Annotated in this window: 13 protein-coding genes; 10 read left to right on the forward strand and 3 right to left on the reverse strand. The window is 76.1% G+C overall.

What is annotated here, in order from left to right; all coding sequences use genetic code 11:
- Positions 1-55: 55 nt before the first annotated feature.
- Complete coding sequence (locus ACGF4F_RS01160; RefSeq protein WP_357435774.1) at positions 56-889, reverse strand: hypothetical protein; 834 nt, start codon at positions 887-889, stop codon at positions 56-58.
- Between the two features lie 133 nt (positions 890-1022).
- Between ACGF4F_RS01160 and ACGF4F_RS01165 the strand changes: the two genes are divergently transcribed.
- Both ACGF4F_RS01165 and ACGF4F_RS01170 read left to right on the forward strand, forming a co-directional pair.
- A complete protein-coding gene (locus ACGF4F_RS01165) occupies positions 1023-2165 on the forward strand; it encodes a histidine kinase (RefSeq protein WP_357435772.1) in 1143 nt (380 codons plus the stop codon).
- On the forward strand, positions 2162-2767 hold the full coding sequence (locus ACGF4F_RS01170) for a response regulator transcription factor (protein WP_357435770.1): 606 nt from the start codon (positions 2162-2164) through the stop codon (positions 2765-2767). The genes ACGF4F_RS01165 and ACGF4F_RS01170 overlap by 4 nt, the downstream gene beginning before the upstream one ends.
- A gap of 5 nt (positions 2768-2772) precedes the next feature.
- Here the strand turns inward: ACGF4F_RS01170 and ACGF4F_RS01175 are convergent, their stop codons facing one another.
- Positions 2773-3201 (reverse strand): nucleoside deaminase, encoded by a 429-nt coding sequence (locus ACGF4F_RS01175; RefSeq protein WP_357435768.1) that lies wholly within the window; start codon positions 3199-3201, stop codon positions 2773-2775.
- Positions 3202-3258: 57 nt separating this feature from the next.
- Here ACGF4F_RS01175 and ACGF4F_RS01180 point away from each other — a divergent pair, with 57 nt between their 5' ends.
- Positions 3259-3792, forward strand: a complete 534-nt coding sequence (locus ACGF4F_RS01180; RefSeq protein ID WP_357435766.1) for a 2'-5' RNA ligase family protein — start codon at positions 3259-3261, stop codon at positions 3790-3792.
- Positions 3793-3837: 45 nt separating this feature from the next.
- Here ACGF4F_RS01180 and ACGF4F_RS01185 read toward each other — a convergent pair whose 3' ends face one another.
- Positions 3838-6045 (reverse strand): family 43 glycosylhydrolase, encoded by a 2208-nt coding sequence (locus ACGF4F_RS01185; RefSeq protein WP_357435764.1) that lies wholly within the window; start codon positions 6043-6045, stop codon positions 3838-3840.
- A 128-nt stretch (positions 6046-6173) separates the two neighbouring features.
- Between ACGF4F_RS01185 and ACGF4F_RS01190 the strand changes: the two genes are divergently transcribed.
- The 7 genes from ACGF4F_RS01190 to ACGF4F_RS01220 all read left to right on the forward strand — a co-directional run bounded on the left by ACGF4F_RS01190 (position 6174) and on the right by ACGF4F_RS01220 (position 13208).
- Complete coding sequence (locus ACGF4F_RS01190) at positions 6174-6920, forward strand: helix-turn-helix domain-containing protein (protein WP_357435761.1); 747 nt, start codon at positions 6174-6176, stop codon at positions 6918-6920.
- Positions 6921-7036: 116 nt separating this feature from the next.
- Positions 7037-7822 (forward strand): isocitrate lyase/phosphoenolpyruvate mutase family protein, encoded by a 786-nt coding sequence (locus tag ACGF4F_RS01195; protein ID WP_357435759.1) that lies wholly within the window; start codon positions 7037-7039, stop codon positions 7820-7822.
- Between the two features lie 128 nt (positions 7823-7950).
- Complete coding sequence (locus ACGF4F_RS01200) at positions 7951-9009, forward strand: hypothetical protein (protein ID WP_357435757.1); 1059 nt, start codon at positions 7951-7953, stop codon at positions 9007-9009.
- 7 nt (positions 9010-9016) lie between these two features.
- Entirely contained in the window at positions 9017-10630 is a 1614-nt protein-coding gene (locus ACGF4F_RS01205) for an asparagine synthase-related protein (protein WP_357435755.1), read from the forward strand.
- Positions 10631-10727: 97 nt separating this feature from the next.
- Positions 10728-11198, forward strand: coding sequence for a DUF1203 domain-containing protein (locus ACGF4F_RS01210; RefSeq protein ID WP_357435754.1), 471 nt, complete (start codon positions 10728-10730; stop codon positions 11196-11198).
- Between the two features lie 40 nt (positions 11199-11238).
- A complete protein-coding gene (locus ACGF4F_RS01215; protein WP_393073707.1) occupies positions 11239-12171 on the forward strand; it encodes a PfkB family carbohydrate kinase in 933 nt (310 codons plus the stop codon).
- Between the two features lie 41 nt (positions 12172-12212).
- On the forward strand, positions 12213-13208 hold the full coding sequence (locus tag ACGF4F_RS01220; protein WP_357435750.1) for a linear amide C-N hydrolase: 996 nt from the start codon (positions 12213-12215) through the stop codon (positions 13206-13208).
- Positions 13209-13245 lie beyond the last annotated feature (37 nt).

The raw sequence follows: 13245 nt of genomic DNA on the forward strand, positions 1-13245 counted from the left end.
AAGCCTTTCATCACCGCCGACCGGGCCGCGCGGCGACCGGCACACCGAGTCGCGCTCATCCGCCCAGCAGGGCCAGCGCCATGGTGATCCCCACCGCCGCGTCCAGCACCGCGCACCACTCGGCGTACGCCCGCGGGACCACCCGGCCGCTGCGGTGGTGCGCCAGGTCCCACGCGGCGTGCGTCAGCCAGCCGGCGGCCACCAGCGCGCCGCCGACGCCGTCCGGCACGAATAGGGCGACCGCGGCCAGCCCGCCCCAGCCGGCCAGCCCGGCGAGTTGGAGCGCGAGGGCCCGTCGGTCGCGCCACTGCCGGCGCCCGGTGCCGAGCAGCAGGTAACCGGCCGGCAGCACGAGCAACGTCCACGGGGCGAGCACGGCCGGCGCGATCCAGAGGTCCAGGGTCATCAGCAGGGCGAGCGCGGTGGGCCACCGGCGCGCCAGCGCCGCGGCGGCCGGGTGCCGGCGGGGCGGTGCCGCAGGCGCGTGGCGGTGCCGCAGCGCCACCAGCACCATCGCGGGCAGCATCAGCAGGTGGCCGCCGAGCGTCAGCCCGTGGTCCCCGACCAGCCCGGCCCACCAGGGCGGGAGGAGCAGCAGGAACGGGACGTACATGGCGGCCACCATCTCGACGACGGCGACCCGTCGGTGACCGCGGTGCCACATCCAGGCGGCCATCCCGAGTGCCATGTCCGTCGCCATCACCAGCGCCGCCACGTCCGTCCGGGCGAGGACGTCCGCGCCGCCCAGCACCGCGGCACCCGCCCGCCACACCGGGTCGAGCAGCAGCATGCCCGCCAGCATCGCGGCGACCATCTCGGCGAGGTGCCGCGCCAGCCGGCGGCCGTCGTGGGCCGATTTCCGGGGTACGCGTGCCGTCGTCTCCGTCATGCCCCGACCCTGCCCCGACCGGCCGCCCGGCCGGCCCGCGCACAACTCACCGGGATCCGTGCGGGACGCACGGTGCGGCGATGACACTCCGCAGGGGTGAACCGGACGGGCAACTTACCTAGGATCGGCGGGCATGACGGTCGAGGCGGCGGACCGCCGGCTGCGCCGGGCCCGGCATCTGACCCTGGCGTCGCTGGCCACCAACCTCGGTGCCACCCTGCTGCTGCCGGGTGTCGGGTTGGCCCGCGAGCCGGACCCGGTCCGCGGGGCCCTCGGCGCGGTCGGGCTCCTCGCGTTCGTCGCCGCCCAGGCGGGTGTGGTCCACGCGGCGGTCACCCCCTGGCTCGCCGGCGACCGGCGGCGCCGACGGCACGCCGCGCTGGCCGTGGCCACCCTGCTGAGCGTGCCGCTCGTCGGCCCGGTCGCCGCCGGCACCTGGCCGACCTGGGCCTGGTTGGGCGCGTCGCTGGTCGGCATGCTGCCGCTGCTGTTCCGGCCGGCGACCGCCACCGTCGCGATGGCCGCGATGCTCGTGGTCTCCGTCGTGGTGGCCGGGTGGGCCGGCGTGCCGGTACGCCACGCGCTGCTCGTCACCGGCGGCGTCGGCCTGGGGGTCGCCGCGGTCACCTGGGTGCAGGTGTGGTTCTGGGACCTGCTCGTCGAGGCGCGGCAGGGCCAGGCCGCCCGCGCCCGGCTGGCCGCCGCCGAGGAGCGGCTGCGTTTCGCCCGGGACGTGCACGACCTGCTCGGCCACGACCTGACGGTGATCGCGCTGAAGGCCGAACTGGCCGCCCGCGTCGCGCCCGTCGACGCCGGCCGCGCCGGCCGGGAGGCCGCCGAGGTGCAGCGCCTCGCCGGGTCCGCCCTGCACCGGGTACGCGCGGCCGTGCACGGCTACCGGACCGTCGACCTCGCCGAGCAGGTGGCCGCGGTGGGTGAGGTGCTGCGTACCAGCGGGGTGCGCTGCACGGTCGTGCCGCCCGACGGTGACCTGCCCGCCGCGGTCGCCGCCGACCTGGCCGCGGTGCTGCGGGAGGCCGGGACGAACGTGCTGCGGCACAGCCGGGCCGACTGGTGCCGGATCGAGATCACCCGGGAGGACGGCCTGGTGACGATGACCGTACGCAACGACGGCGCCCGCGGCGACGGACCGGACGAGCACAGCGGCGGCCTGCGCGGGCTGGCCGACCGGCTCGGCCCGGCCGGCGGCACCGTGCGCACCCGCACCGAGGACGGGGTGTTCAGCCTCGTGGCCACCCTGCCGGTGCCGTCGTGATCCGGGTGCTGCTCGCCGACGACGAGGAGCTGATCCGGCTCGCCCTCGCGGCCCTGCTGGGCCTGGAGCCGGACATCGAGGTGGTCGCGCACGCCGCCGACGGCCGGGCCGCCGTGACGGCCGCGCTGGCGCACCGCCCGGACGTGGCCGTGCTGGACCTTCAGATGCCGCCGCCCGGCGGGATCCAGGCCGCCGCCGAACTGGCCCGCGTGCTGCCCGCCTGCGCCGTGGTGATCCTGACCGGCCACGGTCGCCCCGCTCAGCTGCGCCCCGCGCTGGCCGCCGGAGCCCGGGGGTTCCTGCCCAAGGGCGCGCCCGGTGGAGCACTCGCCGACGTGATCCGCCGGGTCCACTCCGGGGCCCGGTACGTCGACCCGGCGCTCGCCGCCGACGCGCTGACCCTGCCCGACTGCCCGTTGACCGCCCGGGAGCTGGAGACCCTGCGCCTGGCCGAGTACGGCACACCGGTCGCCGTGATCGCCCGGCGTACCCACCTGGCGGCCGGAACCGTACGCAACCACCTCGCCGCCTGCGTGCAGAAGCTCGGTGCCGCCGACCGGGCCGAGGCGGTCCGGGTCGCCCGCGAGGCCGGCTGGCTCTGACCGGCTCAGCCCGTCTCGAACGGCACCCGCGCCTCGGCGAGCAGCGCCGGGCCGGCGTAGGCCACCGGGGCGGGCGGGGGCGCCGGGAGCAGTTGGGCCAACTGCTCGGCGCTGAGCGCGTACACGACCCGGCCCAGGCCCGAGCGTTCGATGGCGGTGGCGCACATGCCGCAGGGCTGGCAACTCGTGTACATCGTCGCGACGGCCGCCGCGTCGGCGGCCAGGTGCCGGGCCGCCCAGCGGGCCAGCTTCAGCTCCGGATGCGCGGTGATGTCGTCGTCGGTGCGCTCGGTGTTCACCTCCTCGGCCAGCACCCGCCCGTCGGTGTCGACCAGCAACGAGCCGAACGGGCCATCCCCGGCCTCCCGGGCGGCGGCGGCCAGTGCGATGGCCCGGCGCAGGTGGCGTTCGTCGGTCTCGGTCAGCACGCTCATCCGGCGAGCATTCCCCACGGGGCGTCCCGACACACCGTTGGCGACTAGCCTGACGGCGTGCGTACGGTCGAACTGCTCTGCTCGCCGGAGCTGGAGGAGGCGGTACGGGCGGCCTGGCGACGGCTGGCCGAGGCCGGTCTGCCCAGCCTGGCGCGCAACATCCACCCCACCAACCGCCCGCACCTGACCCTCGCCTCGGTCGACGAGTTCCCACCCGGGGCCGAGCAGCGCCTCGCCGACCTCTGCGACGCGGCGCTGCCCCTGCCCGCCCGCCTCGACCGGGTGGCGGTGCTCGACGGGAGCGCCCCGCTGGTCTGGCTGGTCCGGCCCGCGCCGCAGTTGCTCGCCCTGCACGGTGCCGTCTGGGACGTGCTCGCCGGGGCGCCCGGCCCGCGCCCGTGGCACCTGCCGGGGCGCTGGATCCCGCACCTGAGCCTGGCGCTGCGGTTCCGGGACGCCGACCGCCGCCGGGCCCGGGCGTTGGCCGGCCTCGACCGCCCCGCCGGGGAGTTCGTCGCCGCGCGCAGCTACGACAGCGACACCCGTACCGTCAGCGAGCTGGTCTCCGTGCATCCGCGCCCGGCCTGCTGAGCCGTCCGGGGCCGCCCGGCTGCGGACGGCCCCGGACTTCCGGGCTCAGCGGTGGAACCGCAGGTAGTCGAACTCGGCGGTGACCGCCGGCTGGGCGCCGCCCTGCGCGACCAGTCCGATCCGGGGCGTGGTGTCGGCCGGGAAGGTCCACACCGCGCCCCAGGTCCAGTGCTGCCCGTCCCGGCTGGAGCCGGCCCGGAACTCGTGTTCGCCGGTGGCCGGGTCGACGTGGTGGGCCAGCCGCAGCCAGGTGGTGGTGGCCGGGGTGCCGAGGATGGAGCCGCCGTACACCGGCTGGCCGGCGAAGGGCAGCTCGTAGCCGTACTCGACCTGGCGGGTGTTCCAGATGGCCACCTGGGCCAGCCGGGCGAACCGGTCGTCGTCCACGTACGCGATCATGCCGGCCTGCTGGTAGTTGCGGACGGCGTCCGTACCGAGGTCGAGGGTCACCTTCGTCTCCGCCACGTAGTCCCCGGTCGGCGCGTCGCGGAGCAGCACGCCGGCCGTGTTGCCGGTGCCGACCAGGTCGGTCGACTCCACCGGCCAGCGCAGCGCGCCGTCGGTGACGCTGGCCGTCGGGTTGCGCCGGATCCAGCGCCAGGCGGGATCGAGGCCGTCGGTGAACTCGTCCGAGTACCCGGGCAGCAGTGGGCCGACCGCCGGCGGGGCGACGGTGTGCCGCACCGGCCGGTACAGCCGGGCCAGGCTGACGTTGTCGAAACCGGCGGCCCCGGCGGCCAGCAGCGCCAGCGGGCCGGCCGCCGGCCGGGCCAGCTCCAGCGCCACCACGGCGAGCTGGTCACCCAGCCGGGCCGGGCTCAGCTGCGCGACGAGTTGCCGGCCGCGTACCTCGACGGCCAGGTTGTGCCGGTCGGTGAGGTCGAGCCCGGCGGGCAGGGGTGCCTCGGCCGCCGTCCCGCCGGCCTCCCGGGCCGTCAAGCGGCCGCCGCCGACCCGCACCTCCACCGCGCCGAGCCGCAGCCCGGCCGACTCCCCGCCGGCCAACCGCAGGTCGGCCTCGGCCCGCACGTCGCCGCCCACGGCGGTACGGCTGGTCAGCGCGCCGGTGCCGGTGACCTGCCCGTCGGCCACCCGCCAGGCGCCCGCGGCCCGCCAACCCGTGAGGTCCGCCGAGTCGAAGCGGGCGTCTAGGCGGCCGGTGGTGACCGGCGCGGGCCGGTGACCGTCGGAGGGGCCGGCGCCCGCGTTCACCGTCGGCCAGCCGGCCACCCAGTCGAGGCGGTCCAGCAGCATCGGCCGCTCGTTGATGCCGAACGGCTCGTCCAGGTACGGGTCGGCCCGGTCGATCGCGTGGTAGACGATCCAGTCCTGTCCGGACAGGTCGGTGAGGACACCGTTGTGCCCGGTGCCGATCCAGCGGTTGCCGTTCTGGGTGAGCACCGGGGTGCCCCCGGCCCGGGAGACGTCCAGCCGCTGCCCGTCCTGGTCCACGAACGGGCCGCGTGGGCTGCGCGCGCGTCCCACCTGGACGGAGTAGCCGGTGGCCGGCCCGGCGCAGCAGTTGGCCGTGGAGGCGAAGAGGTAGTACCAGCCGTCGCGGCGCAGCACGTAGCTGCCCTCGAACTTGTTGTCGATGGCGACCAGGGTCGGCGTGCCCACGGCGGTCAGCCCGTCCGGGGAGAGCTCGGTGACCGAGAGCCCGCCGTAGTAGCTGCCGTAGTACAGGTAGTTCCGGCCGTCGACGTCGGTGAACTGGCTGGGGTCGATGGTCCAGAGGTAGCCGCCCCCGCCGCCGGGGCGCGGCGCGACCACCGGTGCGTCGGCGAACGTCCACGGGCCGGCCGGGGTGGGCGCGGTGGCCGCTCCGATGGCGGTGTCGAAGGTGTCGCCGGAGACCGTGGTGTCGGTGACGGTCACGTACATGACCCAGCGGCCGGCGACCCGACGGACGTCGGGGGCCCAGAACATCGCGCCGGGGGCGGCCCAGGACGGCCGCTGGTCGGGGGCGAAGGCGTCGCCGACGTAGGTCCAGTCGACGAGGTCGGCGGAGCGGGCGATGGGCACCCGGTGTGCCCGCCGCTCGCCCTCGCGCAGCGGGTCGGAGGTGCCGAAGCCGTACCAGAGGCCGTCGTCACCACGGACCACGACCGGGTCGGCGAAGGTGTCGGCGTAGCCGGCGGAGATCGGGTTGCGGTAGCGGTCGGGTGCGGCGGCGGCCGGCGCGGGGGCCGCCGTGGTCAGCACCAGTGCGAGTACGGCGGCGAACGCGCCGCCCCGGTGGAGGTGTCCCATCAGGCCTGCCTCGAGGGTTGACGGAGGTCACTGCGGTGCACCCGTTTCTACAACGTTGGATACAACGTTGTAAAGAGCGGCCGGACGGGTCGGCCGGCGCCGAACCGTGCCCGTGCCAGCATGGGTGGATGACCACCACCAGCACCGACGGCCGCTCGTTGGCCGGGCTCGCCGCGCTGCTCGCCGACCGCACTCGGGCCAGCTTCTGCCTGGCCCTGCTCGACGGGCGTGCCTGGACGGCGGGGGAGTTGGCCCGCGCCGCCGGGGTGGCCCCCTCCACGGCGAGCGATCACCTCACCCGGTTGGTGCACGGCGGGCTCCTCGTGGAGGAGCGGCAGGGGCGGCACCGGTACGTCCGCCTCGCCGGGCCGTCGGTGGCTCAGCTCATCGAGGACCTCGCCGGGCACGTGCCCGCCCCGCCGGTCCCGGCCCGTACGCTGCGCGCCGCGTCGGCCGGCGCCGCCCTGGCGTACGCCCGGACCTGCTACGACCACCTGGCCGGCCGGCTCGGCGTGCTGGTGCACGACGCGCTGCTGGACCGTGGGGTGCTGGACCGGACGGGCGGCCTGGCGCTCACCCCGGCCGGCGTGGCCTGGCTGGCCGGGATCGGCGTGCCGGTCGAGCCGCTGCGCACCGGCCGGCGGCCCCTGGTCCGCGACTGCCTGGACTGGACCGAACGCCGCCCGCACCTGGCCGGCGCGCTCGGTGCGGCCCTGTGCGCCCGCTTCCTCGACCTCGGCTGGACGGTCCGCGGCACCGGCCGCGCGATCCGCCTCACCCCGGCCGGCGGCCCCGCCCTGGCCGCTGCCCTCGGCCTCGCCCCGGCCGCCCTCGCCCCACCCCCCTCCCGCGACACCGGCCCCGCCCGCGCCTGACCACCCACCCCGCTTCCGATGATCATGAGGTTGGCGGCGATGTAGATCTCCGCGACTGCCGCCAACCTCATGATCAACCCGGGGGGTGCCGCTGATGATGATTGAGGTGATCTTTGGTGAGTGAGCGGGGCGCCGCCTTTCGCGCGCTGCATCGGCCGGGGCGGCCGGTGCTGCTGCCCAACGCGTGGGACCACGCCTCCGCCGCCGCCCTGGCCGCCGCAGGGCATCCGGCGATCGGCACCACCAGCCTCGGGGTCGCCGCGGCGGGCGGCAAGCCGGACGGGGCCGGCGCCACCGGGGGCGACAACCTCGACCTCGCCCGGCGGCTGCGCGACCTGCCGGTGCTGCTCACCGTCGACGTCGAGGGCGGCTTCAGCGACGACCCGGCGGCGGTGGCCGACTACGTCGCCGAGCTGGCGGCGCTCGGGGTGGTCGGGGTGAACCTGGAGGACGGCCGCCCCGACGGCACGCTCGCGCCGCCGGAGTTGACCGCCGCCAAGGTCGCCGCGGTGAAGACCGCCGTGCCGGGGCTCTTCGTCAACGCCCGCACCGACGCCTGGTGGCTCGGGGTGCCCGAGCCGCTGGACGAGGCCCTGCATCGGGCGCGGGCGTACCGGGAGGCGGGCGCCGACGGGTTCTTCGTTCCCGCCGCGCCGGACGACACCGTCGGGCTGCTGGCGGCGGAGGTCGGCCGGCCGTTGAACGTGCTGCACCGGCCCGGTGGGCCGGGCCTGGCCGCGCTGGGTCGGCTCGGGGTGGCCCGGGTCAGCACCGGCTCCCTGCTGTTCCGGGCCGCGCTGGGTGCGGCGCTGCACCTCGCCGACGCCGTCCGCGCCGGCCGGGACGCCGACCTGCCCGCCGTGCCCTCGTACGGGTGGGTGCAGGGGTTGACGGGAAGTTAGGGCCGGGCCGCCCCGAATGAGGGCTATTCGGGGGAGATAGGAGGATTGTTCGGAAGCTTCCCGATTCGGGTGCTTACGGTGGATCCAGGTGCAATCACGCCGTGTCCGCCCGGAGAGGGGACCCGATCATGCGAGTGCCCAGCCGAAGCCCCGGCCAGCAGCCCGGGCAAGCCGTCGCGCGCACCGCCCCCGCGGTCGCGCCCACCGCCCCTGCTCCCACTGCCCCTGCGCCCACCGCCGCCGCGCCCACCACCTCCGCTCCCACTGCCCCTGCGCCCACCGCCGCCCGTCGAGCGCCCACCGCCGTCGGCCGGTGCCCCGTGCCCGGGCAGCCGGACCTCACCGCGTACCGGGCGGCGGTGGCGGAACTGCTGGTCGAGGTCGCCGCCCTGGCCGACGCCTCCTCGACCAACGCCCGCCAGGTGCTGCTGGATCAGCGACTGCGGGAGCCGGCCATCGCCGCGGTCCTCAACGCCACCCCACAGGGATTCGTCGGCGCCCGGGAGACCCTGCTGCTGGAGATGACCCGCTACCAGCCCAACGTCCGCAGTTCGGCGCACGACCTCACCGCGCTGGTCCGGATCTACCTGCTCTCCCGCATCGACGTCATGTGGTGGCGGGACACCCCGGCCTTCCTCACCGACAGCCAGGTCGACACGACCACCGACCTCGTCGACCTGGAGTGGCTGCGCCGGCGCGGACTGCTCGCCTTCCGCTACCAGGAACAGCCCGCCACCGTCCTCGGCCGCGGGCTGCGGGCGGTACGCCGTCGGCTGCTGCCCGACTCCACCCCGTACACCGCGGGGCTGATGTTCCGCCGGGCCCGCCGCGAGGTGATCGCCCTGCTCAACGACGTCGCCCGGGAGTTCGCCGCGGCCAGCCCGCCGGCCACCCCGCCGCTCTGGGTCACCAGCCTCGCCCGCAGCGCCGAGCACCAGTACCGGCTGCGCCGTCTCGGATACGCCGCCATGGTGCCCAGCGGGCACTGCCTCGGCTGGGCGGCCGACGTGGAGATGGCCTGGTTCGCCCGGTTCGGCGTCCGGGACGCGCTGGCCGACCTGCTGCTGGCCCGCCAGGAGGCCGGCGAGATCAACGTGGTCGACGAGGGCCAGGCCTGGCACCTCTGTCTCGCGCCCACCGCCCGGCTCCGGTTCCGCCGGGCGTACGAGGCCGAGATGGGCGGGTGAGCGGAGCGTGTGCGGGATCGCGTTGAGCATCGGCCCGGAGGCCGATCCGGCGACCTTCCGGCGGATGCTCGCCGCCCTCGCCCCACGCGGCGAGGTCACCGAGACCCGGCAGGAGGCCGGCCTGCTGGCCGGCGTACGGCGGCTGCGGATCGTGGACCGCGAGCGGGCGGTGCAGCCCTGGGTCACGCCCGACAAACGCCACCTGCTCTGCTACAACGGCGAGGTCTTCAACCACCATGAGCTGCGCGCCGAGTTGACCCGGCTCGGGTACACCTTCGACAGCGTCAGCGACACCGAGGTGGTGCTCGCCGCGTTCCGGCAGTGGGGCGAGGAGGCGGTGCACCGGCTGCGCGGCGAGTACGCCTTCGTGGTGGTGGAGCGGGCCAGTGGCCGGGCCTACCTGGCCCGTGACCCCCTCGGCGTGAAATCCCTCTACTGGTCCCGCAGCCCGGGCTGCCTGCACCTGGCGTCCGAGGTGAAGGCGCTGGTCGGGCACGGCGCCCCAATCAGCGAGGTCCCGCCCGGGCACCACGGCTGGGCCGAGCCCGACGGGGCGGTCCGGCTGCGCCCGTACGTGGACCTGCACAGCCTCGGCGCCGGGCGGCCGGTGATCGACGACCCGGACGAGGCCGCCCTGCTCGTCCGGGTCGCGCTCACCGACAGCATCCGGGTGCGGCTCGACACCGACCTCACCGTCGGGGTGGTCCTCTCCGGCGGTCTGGACAGCTCGCTCGCGCTGCTGCACACCCGGCAGCTGCACCCGGACTGCCTCGCGATCACCATCGGCGTGCCGGGCAGCCCGGACGTGGCGTACGCGCGGCGACTCGCCGCCGACCTCGGCGTGCCGCACGAGGTGATCGAGTTGCGCCCACGCGACATCCGGCTGGCCGACATCCGGGAGGCGATCCGGATCTCCGAGCTGACCGAGTACGGCGACATCATCAACGCGGTCGTCTCGGTGCCGATCTTCCGCCGGCTGCACGAGCTGGGGATCAAGGTGGTGCTCACCGGCGACGGGTCGGACGAACTCTTCGGCGGCTACCCGATGTATCACCAGGTCGGCCCGGAACGGTCCCGCCGGCTCTTCCTCCACAAGATCCGCAACCTCGGCCGGACCGAGTTGCAGCGGGTGGACCGGGCCAGCATGGGCCACGGCGTGGAAGCCCGGGTGCCTTTCCTCGACCTGAACCTGGTGGAGCTGGCGATGCGGCTGCCGCTCGAGCTCAAGCTGCGCGACGGGCAGGAGAAGTGGATCCTTCGGCAGGCCTTCGCCGACCTGCTGCCCGACTACGTCCGGCGGCGGCCGAAGCACCCGATGTCGTACTCGTCCGGGCTGCACGAGCGGGCCCGGCTCTACAAGCCGTTCTTCGCCCGCCTGCACCGCTCCTACGGCTACCACCTGCTCGACCCGGTCCGTCGCGACTTCGACGGCGTGCTCAGCCGGTGCGGCAACGACCTGGACCGGGCGATCGCCGACGGGCTGGCCCGGCCCGACTACACCGTGTTCGAGCACGTCCGGGACCTGGTGGGCGCGGCGCGGTGGAACACCGCGCCGGTGGTCCGCCGTATGGTCAACCCGCGCCGCGCCCGGGGTGGGGACGAGGCGCCGCTGCCGGGGTAGCCGCCGGCCGCCCCGGCGGGACCGGGCGGCTCACGGCGCGAAACGCGAGGTCCGATCGCCGCCAGCACCGACCGCCGGACCGCGCCAGGCTGGGCGCATGACGACGTCCACCGGGTACCTGATCCAGCCGATGCCGGGCGAGGTGCTGGCCGAGGTGCGGCGCACCGACCGGGACGCGTCCGGCCAGCCGCCGCAGCGCCGCACCGCCGAGGGCGGCGAACCGCTGCGTTGCTGCCTGCGCGACGCCGGCGCGGGCGAGCCGCTGCTGCTGTTCGGGTACGCCCCACCGCTGCCGGCCGGCCCGTACCGTGAGGTCGGGCCGGTCTTCGCGCACGACGGTGACTGCCCCGGACCCGACCACGGGCCGGGTTACCCGCCCGGCTGGCGGGGCCGGCCCCAGGTGCTGCGGGCCTACGACCGCCGGGGCCGGATCGTGGGCGGCCGGCTCCACGACGGCGACGAGCCCGAGGCCGTTATCACCGAACTGCTCGCCGACCCGGCGGTGGACCGGCTGCACAGCCGCAATGTGGTGTACGGCTGCTTCATGTTCGCCGCCACGCGCCGGTAGCCCGGGGGCGTGACCGGCGGCGGCCGGGGTATCACCGGGCATGGCCGGACTGGACGCGCTGGTGGTGGGGCAGGTGTGCCGGGACCTCGTCCTCGTGGTGGACGAGGTGCCCGGTCCGTCCCGTACGGCTCCGGTGCGCCGCCGCCGGGAACTGCTCGGCGGCAAGGGGGCCAACCAGGCCGTCGGGCTGGCCCAGCTCGGCGTCCGGCCCGGGCTGCTCGGCGTGGTCGGCGAGGACGAGGTCGGCGACCGGCTGCTGGGCCAGGCCCGCAGCGACGGCATCGACGTGGCCCCCGTGCTGCGCCGGGCGGGCACCCCCAGCGCGCTGATCGTCGACGTGGTGGACGCCGACGCCCACTGGCGCTACCTGGAGGACATCCCCGAGGCGACCCTGCTGACCGAGGCCGACGTGACCGGCGCGGCCGAGGTGCTTTCGGCGGCCCGCGCCGTGCTCGTGCAACTCCAGCAGCCGCTGCCGGCGGCGCTCGCGGCGGCCCGGTGCGCCCGCGAGGCCGACCGGCTGGTGGTGCTGGACGGCGCGCCGGCGGACCCGGCGGGCGCGACGGAGTTGCTCGCCCTGGCCGACGTGCTGCGGGCCGACGCGCGGGAGGTCGAGCTGATCGTGGGCGACCCGCCGAAGGACGCCGGGACGGGGCTGCGGGCGGGCCGGGAGCTGCTCGCCCGGGGGCCGTCGCTGGTTGCGGTCGAGGTGGCGGGGGAGGGGAACGCCTTCGTCTGGCCGGACGGGGAACGCTTCGTGCCGATCAGCGACACGCCCACGGTGGACACCACCGGCGCCGGGGACGCCTTCGTCGCGGCGCTCACCGTCAGCCTGCTCCGCGGCGAGCCGTACGAGCAGGTGGCCCGGCACGCGGTCGCCGCGGCCGGCGCGACGGTGGGCCACCCCGGCGGTCGCCCCGCCCTCACCCCCGCGGCGATCGACGAGCAGCTGGCCCGGATCTCCGCCCGCTGACCCGATGGACAACTGTCGCTGCCTTCTCTAGCGTCGTCGGCATGCGGAGGACGTTGCTCGCCACCGGTCTCGCCCTGCTGCTCGCCGGCACCGGCTGCGCCGCCAGCCAACGGACCCCGGCGGCGTCCCCGGCCGGCACCCCGACCGCCTCCCGGCAGGACGCCGGCCAGGTCGAGCGGACCCTGGCCAGCCTGCGCCGGGTGGACGACCTGCCGCTGTACGAGATGACCTACGTCGGGGACTACGACCCGACGGTCGGCATCTCCGGCACCCCCGAGGCGAGCCCGTTCGGCTGCTCGCTGTTCGCCGCGCTCGGCGACCGGACCCGGCCGCTGTTCGCCCGCAACTTCGACTGGGACTCGAACCCGGCCCTGGTGCTGCGGACCGACCCGCCGGACGGGTACGCCTCGATCTCCGTGGTGGACATCTCGTACCTCGGTGTCGGCGCCGACCCGGCGGGGGACCGGCGGCTGCTCAACGCGCCGCTGCTGCCCTTCGACGGGATGAACGAGCGCGGCCTGGCCGTGGGGCTGGCCGCCGACGACGGCGCGACCGCGCGCCCGGTGCCGGGCCGGCCGACCGTGGGCTCCGTACGCATCCTGCGGCTGGTGCTCGACGGGGCCGCCACGGTGGACGAGGCGATCGCCGTGTTCGGCCGCTACAACCTGGACTTCGACGGCGGCCCGCCGCTGCACTACCTGCTCGCCGACGCCACCGGGGCGTCCGCCGTGGTCGAGTTCGTCGACGGTGAGATGCGGGCCGAGAAGGGCCGGGGCGCGTGGCAGGCGCTGACCAACGTGCCGGCCGTCGGGGTGGCCGACCGGGACCTGCGGCGCGATCATCGGTACGGCGTGCTGGCCGAGGCGCTGGACCGGGCCGGCGGGACCGTGGACGCCCCGAGCGCGCTCCGGCTGCTCGGCTCGGTCCGGCAGGCACACACCCGCTGGTCCGTGGTATACGGCCTGAAGTCGGGCGAGGTGCGGCTGGTCACCGCCGCGGGCGGCGGCGAGCGCAGCTACCGGCTGCCGATGAGCTGACGGCCGGGCCCGACCGGCGTGGGTCCGGGCGCGGTGA

The sequence above is a fragment of the Micromonospora sp. NPDC047740 genome (assembly GCF_043204735.1).
Lineage (GTDB): Bacteria > Actinomycetota > Actinomycetes > Mycobacteriales > Micromonosporaceae > Micromonospora.

Coding starts and splice junctions, on each gene's coding strand:
- ACGF4F_RS01160 (WP_357435774.1), bottom strand. CDS start 889: ATGACGGAGACGACGGCACGCGTACCCCGGAAATCGGCCCACGACGGC.
- ACGF4F_RS01165 (WP_357435772.1), top strand. CDS start 1,023: ATGACGGTCGAGGCGGCGGACCGCCGGCTGCGCCGGGCCCGGCATCTG.
- ACGF4F_RS01175 (WP_357435768.1), bottom strand. CDS start 3,201: ATGAGCGTGCTGACCGAGACCGACGAACGCCACCTGCGCCGGGCCATC.
- ACGF4F_RS01185 (WP_357435764.1), bottom strand. CDS start 6,045: ATGGGACACCTCCACCGGGGCGGCGCGTTCGCCGCCGTACTCGCACTG.
- ACGF4F_RS01190 (WP_357435761.1), top strand. CDS start 6,174: ATGACCACCACCAGCACCGACGGCCGCTCGTTGGCCGGGCTCGCCGCG.
- ACGF4F_RS01200 (WP_357435757.1), top strand. CDS start 7,951: ATGCGAGTGCCCAGCCGAAGCCCCGGCCAGCAGCCCGGGCAAGCCGTC.
- ACGF4F_RS01210 (WP_357435754.1), top strand. CDS start 10,728: ATGACGACGTCCACCGGGTACCTGATCCAGCCGATGCCGGGCGAGGTG.
- ACGF4F_RS01215 (WP_393073707.1), top strand. CDS start 11,239: ATGGCCGGACTGGACGCGCTGGTGGTGGGGCAGGTGTGCCGGGACCTC.
- ACGF4F_RS01220 (WP_357435750.1), top strand. CDS start 12,213: ATGCGGAGGACGTTGCTCGCCACCGGTCTCGCCCTGCTGCTCGCCGGC.